This window comes from Octadecabacter temperatus (genome assembly GCF_001187845.1).
GTDB classification, from domain to species: Bacteria; Pseudomonadota; Alphaproteobacteria; order Rhodobacterales; family Rhodobacteraceae; genus Octadecabacter; species Octadecabacter temperatus.
Genome location: NZ_CP012160.1, coordinates 1839305 through 1857571, shown reverse-complemented (window position 1 = coordinate 1857571; position 18267 = coordinate 1839305). Strand labels below are relative to the sequence as shown.

General features: G+C 55.0%; 20 protein-coding genes. 9 read left to right on the top strand and 11 right to left on the bottom strand.

What is annotated here, in order from left to right:
- Window positions 1–17: 17 nt before the first annotated feature.
- Genes OSB_RS09300 through OSB_RS09280 form a run of 6 tightly spaced genes read right to left on the bottom strand, consistent with a single transcriptional unit; the run spans window position 18 to window position 3901 of the window.
- Window positions 18–617 carry a DedA family protein gene (locus OSB_RS09300; protein ID WP_049834733.1) on the bottom strand — a complete coding sequence of 200 codons (600 nt, stop codon included), beginning with the start codon at window positions 615–617 and terminating at the stop codon, window positions 18–20.
- Entirely contained in the window at window positions 614–997 is a 384-nt protein-coding gene (locus tag OSB_RS09295; RefSeq protein ID WP_049834732.1) for a hypothetical protein, read from the bottom strand. The genes OSB_RS09300 and OSB_RS09295 overlap by 4 nt, the downstream gene beginning before the upstream one ends.
- Complete coding sequence (locus tag OSB_RS09290; protein ID WP_049834731.1) at window positions 994–2178, bottom strand: vWA domain-containing protein; 1185 nt, start codon at window positions 2176–2178, stop codon at window positions 994–996. The genes OSB_RS09295 and OSB_RS09290 overlap by 4 nt, the downstream gene beginning before the upstream one ends.
- Window positions 2178–2348 (bottom strand): hypothetical protein, encoded by a 171-nt coding sequence (locus OSB_RS16695; RefSeq protein WP_158454112.1) that lies wholly within the window; start codon window positions 2346–2348, stop codon window positions 2178–2180. The genes OSB_RS09290 and OSB_RS16695 overlap by 1 nt, the downstream gene beginning before the upstream one ends.
- Window positions 2349–2351: 3 nt before the next feature.
- Window positions 2352–3725, bottom strand: coding sequence for a DUF2927 domain-containing protein (locus OSB_RS09285; RefSeq protein WP_049834730.1), 1374 nt, complete (start codon window positions 3723–3725; stop codon window positions 2352–2354).
- Window positions 3722–3901 (bottom strand): hypothetical protein, encoded by a 180-nt coding sequence (locus OSB_RS09280; protein WP_049834729.1) that lies wholly within the window; start codon window positions 3899–3901, stop codon window positions 3722–3724. The genes OSB_RS09285 and OSB_RS09280 overlap by 4 nt, the downstream gene beginning before the upstream one ends.
- Window positions 3902–4134: 233 nt before the next feature.
- Between OSB_RS09280 and OSB_RS09275 the strand changes: the two genes are divergently transcribed.
- Complete coding sequence (locus OSB_RS09275) at window positions 4135–4941, top strand: M90 family metallopeptidase (protein WP_049834728.1); 807 nt, start codon at window positions 4135–4137, stop codon at window positions 4939–4941.
- Between the two features lie 4 nt (window positions 4942–4945).
- Here the strand turns inward: OSB_RS09275 and OSB_RS09270 are convergent, their stop codons facing one another.
- On the bottom strand, window positions 4946–5785 hold the full coding sequence (locus OSB_RS09270) for an AAA family ATPase (RefSeq protein ID WP_049834727.1): 840 nt from the start codon (window positions 5783–5785) through the stop codon (window positions 4946–4948).
- Window positions 5786–5978: 193 nt separating this feature from the next.
- Here OSB_RS09270 and dksA point away from each other — a divergent pair, with 193 nt between their 5' ends.
- Window positions 5979–6401 (top strand): RNA polymerase-binding protein DksA, encoded by a 423-nt coding sequence (gene dksA / locus OSB_RS09265; RefSeq protein WP_049834726.1) that lies wholly within the window; start codon window positions 5979–5981, stop codon window positions 6399–6401.
- Window positions 6402–6414: 13 nt separating this feature from the next.
- Window positions 6415–7581: an FAD-dependent monooxygenase gene (locus OSB_RS09260; protein ID WP_234967369.1), complete on the top strand. Its 1167-nt coding sequence runs from the start codon at window positions 6415–6417 to the stop codon at window positions 7579–7581.
- On the opposite strand, the gene xth is transcribed toward OSB_RS09260, so the two are convergent.
- From xth to OSB_RS09245, 3 genes are all read right to left on the bottom strand, one after another.
- Window positions 7578–8378 carry an exodeoxyribonuclease III gene (gene xth / locus OSB_RS09255; RefSeq protein ID WP_049834725.1) on the bottom strand — a complete coding sequence of 267 codons (801 nt, stop codon included), beginning with the start codon at window positions 8376–8378 and terminating at the stop codon, window positions 7578–7580. The genes OSB_RS09260 and xth overlap by 4 nt on opposite strands.
- 115 nt (window positions 8379–8493) lie before the next feature.
- Entirely contained in the window at window positions 8494–8835 is a 342-nt protein-coding gene (locus tag OSB_RS09250) for a hypothetical protein (protein WP_049834724.1), read from the bottom strand.
- Window positions 8836–9101: 266 nt separating this feature from the next.
- The gene (locus OSB_RS09245; RefSeq protein WP_049836108.1) at window positions 9102–9425 is read right to left on the bottom strand and encodes a HesB/IscA family protein; all 324 of its coding nucleotides are present in this window, start codon (window positions 9423–9425) and stop codon (window positions 9102–9104) included.
- Window positions 9426–9520: 95 nt separating this feature from the next.
- Here OSB_RS09245 and OSB_RS09240 point away from each other — a divergent pair, with 95 nt between their 5' ends.
- A complete protein-coding gene (locus OSB_RS09240; protein WP_049834723.1) occupies window positions 9521–10657 on the top strand; it encodes a deoxyguanosinetriphosphate triphosphohydrolase in 1137 nt (378 codons plus the stop codon).
- A gap of 121 nt (window positions 10658–10778) precedes the next feature.
- On the opposite strand, the gene OSB_RS09235 is transcribed toward OSB_RS09240, so the two are convergent.
- A complete protein-coding gene (locus OSB_RS09235) occupies window positions 10779–11966 on the bottom strand; it encodes a diaminopropionate ammonia-lyase (RefSeq protein WP_049834722.1) in 1188 nt (395 codons plus the stop codon).
- A gap of 109 nt (window positions 11967–12075) precedes the next feature.
- On the opposite strand from OSB_RS09235, the gene OSB_RS09230 reads away from it, so the two are divergent.
- From OSB_RS09230 to OSB_RS09205, 5 genes are all read left to right on the top strand, one after another.
- Window positions 12076–12546: an Lrp/AsnC family transcriptional regulator gene (locus tag OSB_RS09230; RefSeq protein ID WP_049834721.1), complete on the top strand. Its 471-nt coding sequence runs from the start codon at window positions 12076–12078 to the stop codon at window positions 12544–12546.
- Between the two features lie 455 nt (window positions 12547–13001).
- Window positions 13002–14030, top strand: a complete 1029-nt coding sequence (locus tag OSB_RS09225; protein ID WP_049834720.1) for a CAP domain-containing protein — start codon at window positions 13002–13004, stop codon at window positions 14028–14030.
- A gap of 384 nt (window positions 14031–14414) precedes the next feature.
- Window positions 14415–16151: an arginine--tRNA ligase gene (gene argS / locus OSB_RS09215; RefSeq protein WP_049834718.1), complete on the top strand. Its 1737-nt coding sequence runs from the start codon at window positions 14415–14417 to the stop codon at window positions 16149–16151.
- A 70-nt stretch (window positions 16152–16221) separates the two neighbouring features.
- Window positions 16222–17265, top strand: a complete 1044-nt coding sequence (locus tag OSB_RS09210; RefSeq protein WP_049834717.1) for an SPOR domain-containing protein — start codon at window positions 16222–16224, stop codon at window positions 17263–17265.
- A complete protein-coding gene (locus OSB_RS09205) occupies window positions 17266–18255 on the top strand; it encodes a glycoside hydrolase family 3 N-terminal domain-containing protein (protein ID WP_049834716.1) in 990 nt (329 codons plus the stop codon).
- Window positions 18256–18267: the final 12 nt, after the last annotated feature.

The following is an 18267-nucleotide window of genomic DNA, read 5'->3' as shown; positions in this document are numbered from 1 at the left end:
CGCTACGCGGCAAGGCGTTAGGCGACGCGTTTCTTTTTGCTTGCGCGAAACAACCAATACCCAAGTGCAATAACCGCAACGAGGGCCGTCACAAAACCAGATGCATTCCCAAGTAAACTGGCGATGCTAGTTATATTGTCGGCGAACGTGTAGCCAAGGCCGACGTAGATGGCGACCCAAACGACCTCGCCCCAAAAGGCCCAGAACGCAAAGCGTGGCCAATTGAACCTTGTGACGCCGCAGGTGTAGTTCATCCATGGCCCGAGCGGGGCGACAAGCCATGTTGAAAAGAACACCGAGCTGCTGCCGCGGCGATCAAGAAAATCCTGCGCCTTGGTCATCAAGGATTTACGCTTGGGCGTTTTGTGAAACCAATCATGGGCGCGTTGGCCAAACCCGCGCGCAATCCAATACCCAGAATTGTCACCGGCAACAGCGCCGCCAAAGGCAGCCCCCGCAACGACGGTCAGGCTAAGGTCGCCAGTTGCGGCGAACCCGCCTGAGGCCAACATCAACAGGGACGTCGGGATCGGAATTGCCAGACAGCTGAGGAACGTCGCGCAGAGCACGATCGTCGTGCCGTAGTTGGCGACAAGGGCCAGAAGGTATTCGCTCATTCTGTTTCGTCCTGCTCGTGGCCATCTGCGCCATGTGCGGCGCGGTCTGCCTGATGTTCGGCTGCAGCGGCGTCCACGCGGGTTTGTAAATCGGCCAGTGACACACCGTTTTGTTGCGCGATTGTATCAAGCGAAATGCGCCGCGGTGGGGCGTCCGGGTCAAGGAACAGGGCTTCAATCAAAAATTCGCGCGGCAATTTATAGGACTGGGCGACGTAACGCGGGGTCATCCAACCGGCGAGGGGCTGTTCTTGGTGGGCGGGGTCCATCCAATAGATCGCGGACGTGATTGTTTTACCGCCAAAGTAGACGAGGGCGCTAAGGGCGACGGCGAAGGCGATTACTGCCAATCGGTGTGTTTGCCAAAGGTGTTTAATCATGTGAGCAGCTTCATCCCGCGTGTAATGCCATCAAGCGTCATCGGAACCATACGGCCCGCGCCAAAGATTTGGTCGATCATCTGAATAGACTGTGTGTACTGCCAATAACGTTCATCCAGCGGGTTTAGCCAGAGGTGATTGGGCCATTGGTCGCGTGCACGTTCCAGCCACGTTTGGCCGGCTTCTTGATTGTAGTGTTCATTCGCGCCACCGACATAGGCGATTTCGTAGGGCGACATCGAGGCATCGCCGACAAATATACATTTATAATCAGACCCGTAGGTGCGCAGGATGTCCCATGTTGGGGTCTGCGCGTCCCAGCGACGGCGGTTGTCGCGCCAGACACCTTCATAGAGGCAATTGTGGAAATAGAAGTGCTCGAAATGTTTGAATTCGGACTTCGCAGCGCTGAAGAGTTCTTCGACCAGTTTGATATGCGGATCCATTGAACCGCCGATATCAAGGAACAGTAGAACCTTTACCGCATTGCGCCGTTCAGGGCGGGTTTTGACATCTAAGTAGCCGTGTTCGGCCGTGGCGCGGATTGTTCCGTTGAGATCGAGTTCTTCGGCGGAGCCATCACGCGCCCAGTTGCGCAGGCGTTTCAGGGCGATCTTGATGTTGCGGGTGCCGATTTCGACAGAGTCATCGAGATTGCGAAATTCGCGTTTGTCCCAAACTTTGACGGCGCGTTGGTGGCGGGATTCGTTCTGGCCGATGCGCACGCCTTCGGGGTTATACCCATATGCGCCAAAGGGGGAGGTGCCAGCGGTGCCGACCCATTTGCTGCCCCCTTGGTGACGGCCCTTTTGTTCCTCAAGCCGTTTCTTGAGGGTCTCCATCAGCTTATCAAAGCCGCCAAGCGCTTCGATCTCGGCCTTTTCTTCGGCGCTGAGGTGCTTTTCGGCCATTTTTTCAAGCCAGTCTTGCGGGATGTCGACGGCTTCCATCACGGCCTCAGCCGGAATCGCCTCAAGCCCCTCGAATGAGGCGGCGAAGGCGCGATCAAACTTGTCGATGTTGCGCTCGTCCTTAACCATGCAGGTACGGGCGAGGAAATAGAACGCTTCAATGTCGTAGGTCACAAGACCCGCGCGCATGCCTTCAAGGAACGTTAGATATTCGCGCAGGGAAACCGGCACGCCACCTCTTCGAAGTTGATCGAAGAAGGGCAGAAACATCAGGCGTACATGCGTGTGATGATGACCATGACAAACATGCCGATCACGCCAAAGATCATGGCGAAGACTGCTGCGTATTGCGCCATGTCAGCGGTGTTGCCACCACGGGATTTCGCACGATACGCCCCCAGCAATGCCCCTAAAACCAGACCGCCGAGTGGAAATATCATGTGTTAGATCCCTTTGAGTGGATTGAGCGATGCGATTTCCCGCAAGCGCGCGCGAACATTGGCATCCGCCCCAAATCCGTAGCGCGCCCAACCCAAAGAGTCCATGCGTACGGCACTGGCCTCAGAAGTTCGTCCCGTCATTTCCAACGCTTCGGCTTTGAACATCATCAAGGTCGCCAGAAGGGCTGCGTTTTCATGGGCGGCGGCGATTGGCATCGCGCTGTCCACAAGGTTCAGAACAGCAGCGCCATCACCCGCTGACAGCGCAAAGGCGGCCAGTTGAACGGATACATGTGCCGCGTGCAAGCGGGTTTCAGATGAACGATTGTAGATGCGCAGGGCTTCGTTGAACGAGGCAAGCGCGATATCGCTGTCATGGCCGACATTCAGGCGGCCAAAGGCGTAATGGGCAAATCCGTCGCGTGGACCGTTCCAGTTCATCGCACCAGCAAGGCTAACAGCCTGAAGCGCGGCACTGCGGCGGCGGTTGGCAGAGGACCCAGCAGTCAATGCGGTTTCGATGTTCTCGATCCAGTTGCGCGTTGTGTCGTTGCGTGGCCGTGCAGTCTGGCTGTCGCCAACTGGGTTAAGTCGGGACAAGATCGGATCAAGACGGGCAGCGACTTCGCCGCGAGACATGCCGTTGCGCAGGGCAGGGTCGTAGTAGGCGCGCAAGATGAGCATGTCGAACGATGTCAGCACTGCATGTATGTTGTCGTCGTTGAAAACAGAATCCGACAAGCGGTACAGGTCATTGAGCGGGCCGAGGGCCTGCGCCAGTTCTTCGTGCAAACAGTCGCGGATTTCTTGTGGTGCAACATCGGACGGCACGAAAACAGCAGCGCGGTCGCGGCGTTCAAGTGTGGTCCAATCGACCGTTGGTGTGCGGCGAACGGTTTTGAACTCTTCCCATGACGACACACGCGGCACCACGAAACAGGCGGCACGTGGCACGGCAGCGTTCAAAACGGAACGTGGGATGGCTTCGACGGTGATAGATGCGTTGGCCGCGCCGGTCATGAAGATATCGATGTCAGCTTCATTGCGAAGACGGCCAAGCAATGCGCGTAGATCTGGCGTTAAGCTTGGGGGAACATCACCAGTGACGCGCACAGAAATAGGGGCTTCAAAACGTGTAAGGCGGGCAACGGCGCGGCCACTTTCCATACGGAACGCAAGGTCCATGAAGTCCTTGCCGATTTCGCGGTTCGAACGTGTTGGCGTGTTCACACGGCTACCCGCGAAGGAGCGCATCGGCGGCAAGCTGTCTTGCAGGCCCATTGTTCGGGTCGGCAGGGTCGGGGATTGGGGCACAGGGGTACAGGCAGTCATAAACATGACCGACAAAGCCAAAAGGCGACGGAACATACGGTTCATGTGGTTCCCCACATTCTCGCACGGCCAGACGGGCCATAAGGATCGATACCAGAAGGATCAACGCAATCTGCGCTGGCCTTAATAAAGGTCAGTTCTTCGGTCCACATCTTTGCAACCCGGACATCTTCGGTCCGTGACTTGCGATGCTTTGAGACCGGCATTTTTGCCTTGGTCAACTCTGCTCTCCTTTTAACTCAGTCCTGAACCTGCCTGCGGACTGAGGCCCGAGTGCGTGCGAAATTGGGCAATTCCGCGACGTCACGCCGGACTTCTTATTTAAAGGCGAAAAAGAGGGAATTTAGCGTAAAAATCTTCGCGACACGTGCAAAAGCCAGCTCGGTGTGATTCAAAAGACTCAATAGGTTAGTGCCCATGGTGTTGGCCGCTACTAGATGTAGGGAAGTGCGAAATGTGGACGTGGTATTTGCTGTTGGCGCTGGTTCTTGGGGTGTGTTTTTGGATGTGGTCCAAACGTCAGCGGCGCCAGAAACTGTTGGCATCAAGATTGTCCGAGCAGGATTGGGCAGCAGTCGTTGACTGGGTTCCGATGGTTAAGAAGCTGCCACCTGAGTTGCAAGAGCGGTTGCAGGGCAAGATGAACCTGTTTCTAAGCCAAGTGCGGATTTACGGAAAGAACGGCGTGGTCGTCAATCGCGAGGTCGAATTGTCGCTGTCCGCGCAGGCCTGTTTGCTGATCGTAAATTCGGATGCGTGGTACAAAACCCTTCATACCGTTTTGCTATATCCAGGTGCTTTTCAATCGAAGCAGCAAAGGCAAGACGGCTACCTTGTTACGGAAAGAAAAGAAGTGCGCCTTGGCGAAAGTTGGCGACATGGGCCGGTCGTGTTGTCATGGCCCCATGCGGAAAAGGGAGGCGTGAACGACGAGGACGGACATAACCTTATTCTGCACGAATTCGCCCATCAACTGGACGCGCTGTCGGGGGAAACGAATGCCGTGCCGATTTTGGCGAAAGGGCAACGCCACCAAGACTGGGAGGCAGCGATCCTGCGTGGGTATGAGGCCCATGTTGCGAATGTGAACGGAAATCGAAAGACGGTCTTGGATGCATATGCGGCCACCAACTACGTCGAGTTCTTGGCCGTATCGATCGAGGTCTTCTTTGAAAAACCGGAACAGTTCCACGAAGAATACCCTGAGGTCTACGAACAGATTTCGATCTTGTTGAACCTCGACCCGCTGGGCTGGGAATAGGCGTTTATCGCCCGCCGCGTGCCATGAATGCCAAGCGTTCAAACAAATGCACATCTTGTTCGTTTTTCAGCAAGGCGCCGTGAAGCTTGGGCAGGGCGGACGCACCGTCGCGTTGCAGATCTTCCGCTGTTAGGTCTTCTGCCAAGAGTAGCTTGAGCCAATCCAACACCTCAGATGTGCTTGGCTTTTTCTTCAACCCTTGCTGATCACGGACTTCGTAGAATTGCGTTAGCGCGGCGGTCAGCAGGGCATCCTTGATCCCAGGGTGGTGGACTTCAACGATTTTGCGCATCGTTTCGATGTCGGGAAACCGGATGTAGTGAAAGAAACAACGGCGCAGGAACGCGTCTGGCAATTCTTTTTCGTTGTTGGATGTGATGATCATGATCGGGCGCTGTTTCGCCTTCACGGTTTGGCCCGTTTCGTAGACGTGAAACTCCATCCGATCGAGTTCTTGCAAAAGGTCATTGGGGAATTCGATGTCCGCTTTGTCGATCTCATCGATCAACAACACGACACGGCCCTCAGCCTCAAACGCCTGCCAAAGCTTGCCGCGTTTGATGTAGTTGACAACATCGTTGACCTTTTCATCGCCAAGCTGGCTGTCGCGCAGGCGGCTTACAGCGTCATATTCATACAGGCCCTGTTGGGCCTTAGTCGTGGACTTGATGTGCCATTCAATCATCGGCAGCCCCAGCGCCGCACTCACCTGTCGCGCGAGTTCGGTTTTGCCTGTGCCAGGTTCACCTTTTACCAGTAAAGGGCGCTCAAGCGTGACGGCGGCATTTACGGCAACTGTCAGATCGTCTGTCGCAACGTATGTTTCGGTTCCAGTAAAACGCATAAGTGGCCTGCTCGTCATGAATTTCTAAGATGTTAACGGTATCACTCCACTGTGCGGCTTCAACCCATGAATAGTTGATCAACAAGGGGGTGACAGCATGCCCGCGAGAGAGTAAAGGAAGCGGAAAGAGGGGGTATTATTAGTGTCAAAAGAGCAGAATTCATCAGCGTCGCCAACCTCTAAGGGAGCGAAAATGAAGTCCGAAACATTTTTGCCGGACGATTATGTTCCGGCCGATTCCGAACCATTTATGAATGACAAGCAGGTGGAATATTTCCGCCGTAAGTTGATGAGCTGGCGTGGCGAGATCCTTGAAGACAGCCGCGACACGATCGAAGCGATGAAAGACGGCACACGTAACATCCCTGATGTTGCTGACCGCGCGTCTGAAGAAACTGATCGTTCACTGGAACTGCGCACGCGTGACCGTGAGCGCAAGCTGGTCGCCAAAATCGATGGGGCCCTGCGCCGCATTGATGAGGGTGAATTTGGATACTGCAGCGTAACGGGCGACCCAATCAGCCTGAAACGCCTTGATGCACGTCCCATCGCAACCATGAGCCTTGAAGCGCAAGAGCGTCACGAACGTCGTGAGAAAATTCACCGCAACGACTGATCGGGGTAAAACCTTGCTAGACAGTACAAAGATTTTCAGCGGCGGCTCCAACAAGGGCCGCCGCGTTTGCGTTGTGGGGGGCGGTATTGGCGGGCTGACCGCGGCATTGGCTTTCGCGCGCAGTGGGGCGCAAGTGGATATCTATGAGCAGGCCCCAAAGATATCCGAGGTCGGCGCGGGTATTCAAATTACGCCGAACGGCAATCGCGCGCTTGCGGCTTTGGGCATCAATGCAGCTGTCATTCAGGCCAGCATCACCGCAGAGGCCGTTGAACCGATGGATGCCCTCTCGGGGCGACGTGTGACGCAGTTTGATCTGTCTGAATACGTTGACTACAGCTACCGGTTTTTCCACCGTGCCGAGCTGATTGATCTGTTGCTGGACTGTTGTCAGACTGCTGGCGCAAAACTTCATGTGAACAGACGCGTCGATACGGCTGATCTTGATGCTGATTTGGTCATCGGGGCAGAGGGTATTCACTCTGGCACACGTTCCGTATTGAACGGCGCACAGGATCCGTTTTTTACGGGGCAGGTGGCGTGGCGTGCGCTTATCCCAGCGCCTGATGCGGACTCCGTCGCGCGGATATGGATGGCGCCACGTCGCCATATGGTGACCTATCCTGTGTATCACCCCGAACGCGGCAAGCTGTTGAACATCGTCGCGGTTCAGGAGCGGCAACAATGGGCACCTGAGGGCTGGGCGCACCCTGACGAACCCGGGAACCTACGTCATGTGTTTCGGGATGCGGCCCCAGCGGTGAAAGAGATCTTAACGCAGGTCGAAGAGGTGAACCTTTGGGGGCTGTTCCGGCATCCCGTCGCAGAGGTTTGGTCGAAGGGGAATATCTGTATCCTTGGCGACGCCGCACACCCCACGCTGCCCTTCCTTGCGCAGGGCGCGAATTTGGGGATTGAGGATGCTTTTGTTCTGGCGCGGTGCTGTGCTGAAACGGATGATATTCAAGCCGCTTTGGCGCGGTACCAAAGGTTGCGCCTTCCGCGCGTCCGCGAAGCGATCAAAGCCGCAAATGAAAATGCCACCAAATATCACTTGCGCGGAATTGCACGAACTGTGGCGCATAGTGGTCTGAAAGTTATAGGAAAAATTGCGCCTAAGTTTTTTCTGAGCCAGATGGATTGGCTCTACAATTACGATGTGACCGGACAGCTCGACTAAGCGTCGAGTTCAATCCAGACAGGCACGTGATCTGACGGCTTTTCACGGCCACGAACCTCGGACTCAATCCAGCAGTCTTTCAACATGTCAGCACATTGATTTGACAGTAAAAAATGGTCGATGCGGATGCCATCGTTGCGGTCCCACGCACCCGCTTGGTAGTCCCAGAATGAATAGTGACCTGCACCTTGATGGCAGGCGCGAAACGCTTCTGTCAGGCCTAGGTTTAACAGGCGACGGAATGCGGCGCGGCTGTCTGGGCGGAAAAGGGCATCGTCGGTCCACGCTTCGGGGCGTTTGGCGTCTTCTGGCTGGGGAATTATGTTGTAATCTCCAGCCATTAGGAAGGGTTCTTCAAGTTCCATCAACGCCTCGGCGCGGGTCTTAAGGCGTTCCATCCAACGCAGTTTGTAATCGTATTTTGGACCCGGAGCAGGGTTGCCATTGGGCAAGTACAGCCCGCAGACGCGCACGGGTTTTTCGCCAATCACAGTGGCCTCGATATAGCGGGCTTCGATATCATCGACACCTTCGCGACCAGCCCCCTCAGCCCCCGGTAAGCCACGCGTGATATCTTCAAGCGGAAGCTTAGACAGGATCGCGACGCCGTTGAAGCCTTTTTGCCCGTGTGTCTCGACGGTGTAGCCTAGGTTTTCAAAGTGCTCGCGTGGGAAGCCTTCGTCGACGGATTTGATTTCTTGCAGCAGCGCGACATCGGGTTTTGAGGCTTCTAGCCAGTCTGTCAAAGCGCCGATGCGGGCCTTGACGCCGTTGATGTTGAATGTCGCGATTTTCATGTGCAATGCTCCTTGCCCACCGTTTTGACGCAGGGCTGGGGGAGGCACAAGCATTGGATGCAAAAAGGGCCAGCGCAGTTGCGCCAGCCCTCAATCGATCAGTTGTCTTTCGATGTTACTGGACAAGATCCAAAACTGTTTCAGCTGTCGCGTTGCCGTTCGCATCGTAAAGAACAGCAATTACGTCAGTAGAAGGTGTCGCGCCAACGTTTATAAATACGTCAGGGTTTGCACCCGCGTGAACGGCGGTTTCGCCGAGCAACGCGCCAACTTCACCTGCTTCATATGCGAAGATTTGTACTTCGCCAGCAGTTGCTGAGCGCACGAGGCCAACTTCAACGTGGGAAGAGGCGTCCTGCGTCTCAGTCAGGCCGAATGCGTTGTATTCAATTGCGGATGCTGCACCAGCTGCGGAAAGGGCGGCGATCAGTGCTAGGGATGTAACAGTGCGTTTCATAATAAACTCCAATTTGTTGCGGCTGCGTTCTTGCTGCCGATGAAGTTGATATAGGGGGGGTGATTACTAAACTGAACCGTTTAGTATGTGCGATATTGCGCACATCCCTGGGCCGAAACGCACAGAAGAATTTCGACGGAAGTGGAACGAAAGTTATTCATTAGATTAATGGGTTACGGCGTTGGCATGCCAGTAGCGCCACGCCCAATAGAACAGGCGCGGCGTTGCTGTGTTGGTCTGGTGTTTTGGAGAGTCAGGGTGGCCGATTACATCGAAAAACTAACGCCACAACCGCATGAGCTGCTAGCGTTCGGATTATCGATGACAAAACGCGCGCCGATCAGTTCTTCGGTGAAGTCGATCGTCGCGTCCGTCAGGAAGGGAAGCGAAACGGAATCGATGATCACCTTTTCACCGGACCCTTCCAGAACCAAGTCGTCGTCTTTGGCCTCGTCCAGATCGATTTCGTATTGAAAACCGGAACAGCCGCCACCGTCAACAGCAATACGCAGGGCTTTGCCGCTGGCGTTCGCGCCAATTTCGGCCAAACGCTCAAATGCGCGGGGGGTCACTTTAGGGGGTAGGGTCAACATGATTGCGGCCTTTAGGTTGGGCGTTGGTTTTAATATAGGGAGGGTAGGTAAAGGCGACAAGGCAGTGTCGCCGTGAATTGATTGGGGCAGAAATGACAGCAGCGTATGCGTGCAGTCCTACGGAAACCCGTGGGCGGTTGTATCCTGAAGAAGAAAGCGAATTTCGCTCTCCGTTTCAGCGGGATCGTGACCGGATCATTCATGCAAGCGCGTTTCGACGCCTCAAGCATAAAACCCAAGTGTTCGTTGAACATGAAGGCGACTACTTTCGCACCCGTTTGACCCATTCTATTGAGGTCGCCCAAGTTGCGCGTACGATTTCGGGTGTTTTAGGCCTGAACGCCGAGCTGACAGAGGCAGTCGCTTTGGCCCATGACCTTGGACACACGCCGTTTGGACACACGGGTGAGGATGCCTTGTCTGAATTGATGAAGCCCTATGGCGGGTTCGATCATAACGCCCAGGCGATCCGGATCGTAACCTCGCTTGAGCGTCATTACGCGGATTGGGACGGGCTGAACCTGACGTGGGAGACTTTGGAAGGGATCGCAAAGCACAACGGACCCGTTGATGCGCCGGTGCCTTATGCGCTTGAAGAATACAACGAACGTCATGATCTGGAACTCAGCACCCATGCGAGCGCTGAGGCGCAGGCGGCGGCGTTGTCAGATGATATTGCCTACAACCACCATGACATTCACGACGGGCTTCGTGCGAAATTGTTCGGCACCGATGATTTACTGCAGCTTCCCATCGTCGGGGACTGCTTTCGGGATGTGGACGCGAAGTACCCAAACCTAGATTCCGATCGCCGCCGCCACGAAGCATTGCGGCGCTTCTTTGGCGTGTTGGTCGAGGATGTGATTGCCGTGAGCCGTGCAAACCTTGAGGCGTTTGGTCCCAAGACCTGCGCTGACATTCGCGGAGCAGGGCGCATGATGGTGCAGTTTTCACCTGCACTTTGGGCGGACCTCAAGGTGGTGCGTAAATTCTTGTTCTCCCAGATGTATCGCGCCCCCAGCGTCGTAAAGATGCGCACCGAAGTAACCCAAGTGGTCGAGGACTTGTTCCCGCTGTTTATGGCGAACCCAAGCCATTTGCCGTCTGAATGGCGCAAAGACGTTGCCGACGCGAACGGCGAAACCGCCTTGGCGCGGATTGTATCAGATTACATTTCGGGCATGACGGACCGCTTTGCGCTGGAGACCCACGCAAGGTTGGTTCGGTAGGATGCTTTCGCAGCGAACGACGGCTTCGAGCCCAGATTACCGTTTTTCTGCATCGCAGCCAAAGTCTGCTTTCGGAAAAATCACTCAAAGTTACAACCCAGATCTACCTATGTCACTGCTGTCAAATTTCTCCAGCAATGATTTGAGCATAGATACTCGGATCCGTAATACCTTCAGAGCCGATGACAACGATGCGTGAATTGGCGTCCAGATGTAAATTCCGCCTTAAAGTAAGTTGATTGGCAGCCGCAACAACAGCAGATAGCCCTGCGACGCCGCTTTCACCTGCCTCTACAGATGCATCACCACCGACGCCATTGGCCAACAGTCGAACCATAGGCCCGACGATGCTATCGGGGATGGTGACGAAGTCGTGGGCGGCATCCGTAAGGACTGACCAAGCTAATTCGGAAGGCTCACCGCAAGATAGGCCCGCCATGATGGTTTCCTTGGAAATCTCCACATTTGTCGCCTTGTTAGCCTTTGCGCTTGCGAACAAACAAGGCGCGAGTTCGGGTTCGACAATCACGACGCGGGGCGCGTCGAGCCCCCATTTTTGATGGAAAACGGCCGTGACAGCGGCGGCCAACCCGCCAACGCCGCCTTGTAGAAAGACGTGGGTCGGAGGTGTGGCGTAGCTTTGCACAATCTCGCGCGCCATTACCCCATAGCCCGACATCACATCCAACGGGGGCTGCGTGTAGCCAGGCCAAGACGTGTCCGAAACAATCAACCATCCGTGCTTTTCCGCATCTGCACGGGTTTGGGCGACCGTCGCATCATAGTCACCGTCAACACTGATCACTTCGGCACCTAATTTTCTCATGGCATCGGCGCGGTGCTCACTGACTTCGGCGTGAATGTAGATCCGACAATGTGTGTGAAACTGTGCGGCGCCCCAGGCGACCGAGCGCCCATGGTTGCCATCGGTGGCGGAAATTACGGTTATCGCCTTCGTCTGCTCGGCATAAAGACCGTGGCGTATATCGGCCGGATCCGCCTGCTTGCCTATGGATTTGGACAACTCACGCTGAACCGTTCGCAAAACGGCGTAAGCCCCGCCAAGTGCCTTGAAGCTGCCAAGTCCAAAACGTGGACCTTCGTGTTTGTAGCGAAGATCACCGATGTCCAGCCTTCCGGCCAGCCCGGGAAGATCAAGCAAAGGCGTTTCGGCATAACCGTCCCAGTTCGAAATCTCCTTTTCCGCGTTATCGAAATCTGCGCGGTTTAGGGTTTGTGTCACGGAGCCATCGAATAATGGCGTGCTTGCGTGGTGATTGAGGGTGGCGGTTTTGAATGGCGTGAACATTAGATCTCTTTCTATCGGTTTATGAAAGTTTAGTTCACTGAACCGCAGTTATGTGCTCTAATTTACCGGAAAATATGTAGCATTCTTACAAAACAGGCGGGCATTGTAAGTGAAAAGTTCAAAAACTCTTGATCCGTTCGATTTGGCGATTCTTCGCATTCTACAAAAGGACAACACCGTGCCACAACGGGTGATCGGGGAGCGGGTCAATCTATCGGCGCCATCGGTGCAACGCCGGATCAAGCGGCTCGAGGCGTCGGGTATCATCGCGGCCCAAACGGCCACTGTAGACCCCGCAGGTTTCGGACCTGCCTTAACCATTGTCGTCCAAGTCGAATTGAACGTTGAGACGGGAGGGGCAATTGATGTGGTCAAGCAAAGCTTCATCGACGCCCCCGAAATCCAGCAATGCTATTATGTCACTGGTGAAGCCGATTTTGTGCTGATCATTCTCGTGCAAGATATGTCGGAATATGAAGCCCTGACGCAGCGACTTTTCTTTTCAAATGAGACGATCAAGAAGTTCAAAACCTTCGTCACAATGGACCGCACCAAAGTGAGTTTGGAAATCGACATCTGATCAAGACAAGGTCCGACCCTCATCCGGTTTCGTCGGCCCATCCATCCGAACTTGAAATCCGCTGAGCGGGTTATTGCGAATTTTACAAACCTGTTGCACCTCGCGCTGCAAAAGGCTCAATCTGGCCGTCGGTTTCGGGCCGTCGGGCAATCTTACGCTCAAAATTTGTGCGAGTCTTTCGATGGGTTGTCTCATGTGACGAGCTCTACTTAGTGTCCCAGTTATTGGATGAGCCGTCATGATCAGCGGTGATTCCATTTGGCTAACTATTTGAAATTCAAATAGTAAATCTCAATTTTCATAAATTGAGATGCGATAGGTTTCTGGCTGGGTGCTCCTGGCCAGACCAAGAAAGATGGGCTGCTTTTAAGCCAATGGCGCAGAGCAGATCTCATCAAATGAAAAAGGGTTTTGGGACAAGCCTGAGCCCGGAAAAATACCGAAAGGAGACTACCATGTCACAAGCAAGTGCTTTGGAACAAGAGATGCTCGCACTCGTGAATGCCGAACGTGCTAAGGTTGGCGTCGACCCGCTGACTTTTGATGATAATCTAAATTCAGCAGCAGAAAATCATAGCAGCTGGATGCTCGAAAATGACATCTTCAATCATACAGGTGTAGATGGGACTCAACCTGAAGACCGGGCCGTGAACGCAGGTTATGTTTTAGAAGGGAGGTCCGCTGTTGGTGAAAACATTGGTTGGCAGTCCACACGCGGCGAACCAGGCCTTTCGGATGACATCGTGCAGGTACATGAAGGCCTGATGAATAGCCCCTCCCACCGAGCTGCGATCCTGAACCCACTGTTTACAGAGATCGGAATTGGGGTCGAAGATGGTGATTTCTTCATCGATGGCGAGGAGTGGGCTTCAGTCATGGTGACCCAGAACTTTGGGACGACCGAGGCGGAAGATAGCACACCTCCGGAACCTGAATTGGAGGTAACGCCTGTTGCGTCTGACGAAATCGCAACTGTGGAAGAAACCGAAACGCCAGAAGAAGTGAACCCCGAGGACGGCGAAGAAACCGTTGCAGCAACAGAAACCAGTGACGAAGAACCGCCTCAAGACACGACAGGCGATGACGTTACTCAGCAAACGGTGGATGTTGCGGATACTCTCATCTTTACAGGCAATGATGAGGGGACGTTTGACTGGCGCGACTGGGTGAACTTAGATTTCCTTGATGATCTATCCACCGGAAGTGGCAACAATAACGGTAACGGAAACACCGGCGACGGTATCAACGGCCAAGGAAACGGCTTCGGTAACAGTGGTACGGGCGTGAATGGGTCCGGCAATAGCAACGGAAATTCTGATTGGTGGAACGACCAGTTTGAATTGTCTCAAGCCGTACTAGAGCAAAGTATGACCAGCACCACAGACAATGCTAACAACGATTGGTCTTGGGATGGCGTGGACTTTGCTAACTTGGGTGACATGCCAGAGCTCGCATTGTCATTTGATGACTGTTTCATGATGTAAGCTATGGTCGCTTAAAGCGTTCGGCGGAAAGACTGTCCGTCGAACGCTACGCTGCCTCTCGTTGCAGTCCTAAATTGGTTCTGTGTCCAGATTGCGCTTGCAGGACAGATAAGGACACCGGATTTAGAAATGCCAGCTGCGGATGGACATGAAAGCTACTTGCAACAAATCAAACTGGCCACCGACAGACTGTTTGCAGCTCGACGGCAACTTCTGTTTTTTTGGCAAAGCAGCCATTGGAACGGTTGTAATGAATGGCAGAAAAGTCCGCAAAGCAGACCGTGGTGCGATGCGCTGTGTCGGTGGTGTGCGGGCATCAATTGGAACGCTCGTTGACGTAGGATACGGAGGTGCTAAACGGACAGTTCGCATAAGGATAGAACCATGAACCTGTTTGCCGATATACGCGCGCTTGTAATCGACTGTTTGACTGACCTGACCGCAGAGGGCGTTTTGCCTGCTGGGTTGGCGTTTGACAATGTGGCCGTTGAACCTCCACGAGATGCAACACACGGCGACATGGCGACAAACGCGGCAATGGTTTTGGCCAAGCCTGCGGGTGCCAAGCCACGCGATATCGCGGATGCATTGGCGGCAAAGCTGGCAAATGATGACCGGATCGTAAGTGCAGACGTCGCAGGGCCGGGGTTCTTGAACCTGCGCTTGGCCGGTGATGTTTGGGCGGGCGTTGTGCGGTCTGCCCTGACGGACGCCGATTTCGGCAAGTCCGCATTGGGCGCAAATAAAAAGATTAACGTTGAGTACGTCAGCGCGAACCCGACTGGACCGCTGCATGTTGGCCACACCCGTGGCGCAGTTTTTGGCGACGCTTTGGCGTCCCTGTTGGATTACGCGGGCTATGACGTGACGCGGGAATACTACATCAACGACGGCGGTGCGCAGGTCGATGTTTTGGCGCGTTCGGTCTACTTGCGCTATCTTGAGGCCCACGGCCAAGAGGTCACGTTTGAGGATGGAACCTATCCGGGCGATTACCTGATTGCAGCGGGCGAGGCGCTTAAGGCGAAGGTGGGCGATGCCTACGTCGGCAAGGGCGAAGATGTCTGGCTGGCGGACGTGCGGGAATTCGGCACCGAGGCCATGATGGACATGATCCGCGATGATCTGGCGTCGATTGGCGTGAAGATGGACGTCTTCTATTCCGAAAAATCGCTTTATGGTACCGGCCGGATTGAAGCGGCAATTGATGATTTGAAGGGCAAGGGCCTGATCTATCGCGGCACGCTTGAGCCACCAAAAGGCAAGCTGCCAGAAGACTGGGAGGCGCGGGAACAGACGTTGTTCAAGTCTACTGAGTTTGGCGATGACGTTGATCGCCCGATCCAGAAGTCTGACGGCGCATGGACCTATTTCGCACCAGACATCGCCTATCATTTTGATAAAGTTTCCAGAGGCTTCGATGAGCTAATTGATGTATTTGGCGCAGACCATGGCGGCTACGTGAAACGGATGAAGGCGGCTGTTGCGGCTCTGTCCGGCAATTCTGTTCCGCTAGATATCAAGCTCACGCAACTCGTGAAGCTGTTCAAGAATGGTGAGCCATTCAAGATGTCCAAACGGGCGGGCACATTCATCATGTTGCGCGATCTGGTTGAGCAGGTCGGCTCTGACGTGACGCGGTTCCATATGCTGACCCGTAAGAACGACGCGCCTTTGGACTTTGATTTCGACAAGGTCACAGAACAGTCCAAGGACAACCCTGTGTTCTACGTCCAATACGCGTCTGCACGGATCCACTCGGTTATCCGTAAAGCGGGTGAGGCGGGGATTGATGTCTCTGACTTGGCGAATGCTGACCTGTCGCTTGCGTCCCATGAGGCTGAACTCGCGATGGCGGCCAAGCTGGCGGAATGGCCTCGTTTGGTTGAGATCGCAGCGAAAGGCCATGAGCCGCACCGCATTGCATTCTACCTCTATGATCTCGCGTCCGAACTGCACGGTCTGTGGAATCGGGGCAATGACGATACGTCTTTGCGCTTCCTTCAGCCGGACAACGTCCCAGCGACACAGGCGAAAATCGCCCTAATCAAGTCCGTAAGCGTTGTAATTTCTCACGGTTTGGGTATCTTGGGCGTAACTCCAGCGGAAGAGATGCGCTAAAGCGCACGTGTCTGGGGCCAAGAGGCGTTAAAACAGTGGCGGGGCTAACTCCGTCCAGTGAGGCAGACACATGGCAGATTTTGCGGCAGGCCCTAATGGGGGCAATGCAGGGATTCCCGCAGGTAAATACGTAAACGTAGCGGCGGCGGCCATTTCGGTAGCGCTGATCGGTGGCGTTGGCATCTGGGGTTACAAGCTTTTGATGCGCGACGTCACGGGTGTACCGGTTGTTCGCGCACTGAGCGGTGAAATGCGTGTCGCCCCTGAAAACCCCGGTGGTGAGATCGCCAATCATGTTGGACTGTCCGTCAATTCCGTTCCCGCCATTGGCGGCGCGGCTGAGCCAGAAGACCGTCTGGTCCTCGCGCCAAGCAATGTGTCCTTACAGGCAGAAGATATGGAAGTGACGCCAACGGCCGAAGCGGTTGAAGTTGTCGCTACTGAAGAAGCGCCGCAGGACCGTTTGGGTCAGGCGATCGAGGCGTCTTTGCCAATTGATGAAACACTTGAAGAAGAAACAGTGGCCGCGACTGAACAGGTGGCTGCCCTTGCAACGCCAGTTGACCCATCAACCCCGCTGACGGCGGCAGATGTGCTTGCGCTGGCGGACCAGATTGCAGCGGGTGCAGCCCCGATGACGGACCTTGCGGAGGGCGAAACTGCGCCTATCGAAGTCGCCGTAAACGGTGTGACTGTGAACCCAGATTTGATCCCTGATGCGGTGCCAGGCGTGCGCCGCTCACCACGCCCCGCGCATCGCCCCGCGAACCGTCCTGCGGTTGCAGCCGTGGTTCCTGCTGCGGCAACGACGACAAATGTCGCCACGCCTGTGACGGGTGAAGTGACGACAGCGGCCATTCCAGTTGGCACGAAGTTGGTGCAGCTTGGTGCGTTTGACAGCGCTGATATTGCAGCAACCGAATGGGTGCGCATGACAGCACGTTTCCCTGATTTCTTTGCAGGAAAAGAACAGGTTATCCAGCAGGCGAACTCTGGTGGGCGGACGTTCTTTAGACTTCGCGCGACTGGCTTTAGCGATTTGAGCGACGCACGTCGTTTCTGTGCCGCCATGTCTGCCGAAGGTGCGGCCTGTATTCCGGTAGTGGTGCGTTAAATGAAATACGGTGCTGCGATCTTTGGGCCGGAAGGCCCTGAGATTACAGATTGGGAACGCGCCTATTTTCGCGAGTATGCGCCGTTCGGGTTTATCCTGTTCGCACGCAATGTCGAAAACCCAGATCAGCTAAAGCGGTTGACGAATGACCTGCGTGAAGCTGCGGGTCATGACGCGGTTATTACGGTGGACCAAGAGGGCGGGCGTGTGCAGCGTTTGCGCTCCCCGCATTGGCGCCAATGGTTGCCACCGCTTGAACAGATGGAAATCGCCTCCGATCCGATGCGGGCCATGTGGATACGTTACCGATTGATTTCCCAAGAACTGCGTGAAGTCGGTATTGATAGCAACTGCGCGCCTTGTGCTGATATCACCGCACGCCTGACGCACCCGTTTTTGCGCAATCGCTGTTATGGCGGCGATGTTGAAACGGTGATGGATGCATCCCGCGCCGTTGCGGATGCGCATTTGCAGGGTGGCGTGTTGCCCGTTGTAAAACACATTCCCGGACATGGTCGCGCGACCGTTGATAGCCACAAAGACTTGCCGACCGTCACCGCGGCCCGCGCTGATTTGGAACGCGAGGATTTCGCGCCGTTCAAGGCCTTGGGCGACATGCCATTGGGCATGACGGCTCATATCGTGTTTGAGGATATTGACGACAAGGCACCAGCCACGACAAGCCGCATGATGATGGATGTCATTCGAAATGACATTGGTTTTAAGGGGTTGCTGATGACCGATGACATCGGAATGGAAGCCCTGTCGGGTGACGTTGCGCAACGCAGCCGTGCATCTATTGCCGCTGGTTGTGACGTGATCTTGCATTGCTGCGGTGACGCGGCCGAGATTGTGCAAGTGGCCGAGGCCGCAGGGCAGATGACCGACGCCGCACAAGCCCGTGCAGAAGCGGCCCTTGCGATGCGCAAAACGCCTGTGCCCGTTGACATTACCGCCTTGTCAGAGGAATTTGACGACCTACTGAATTAGACATCTAATGTG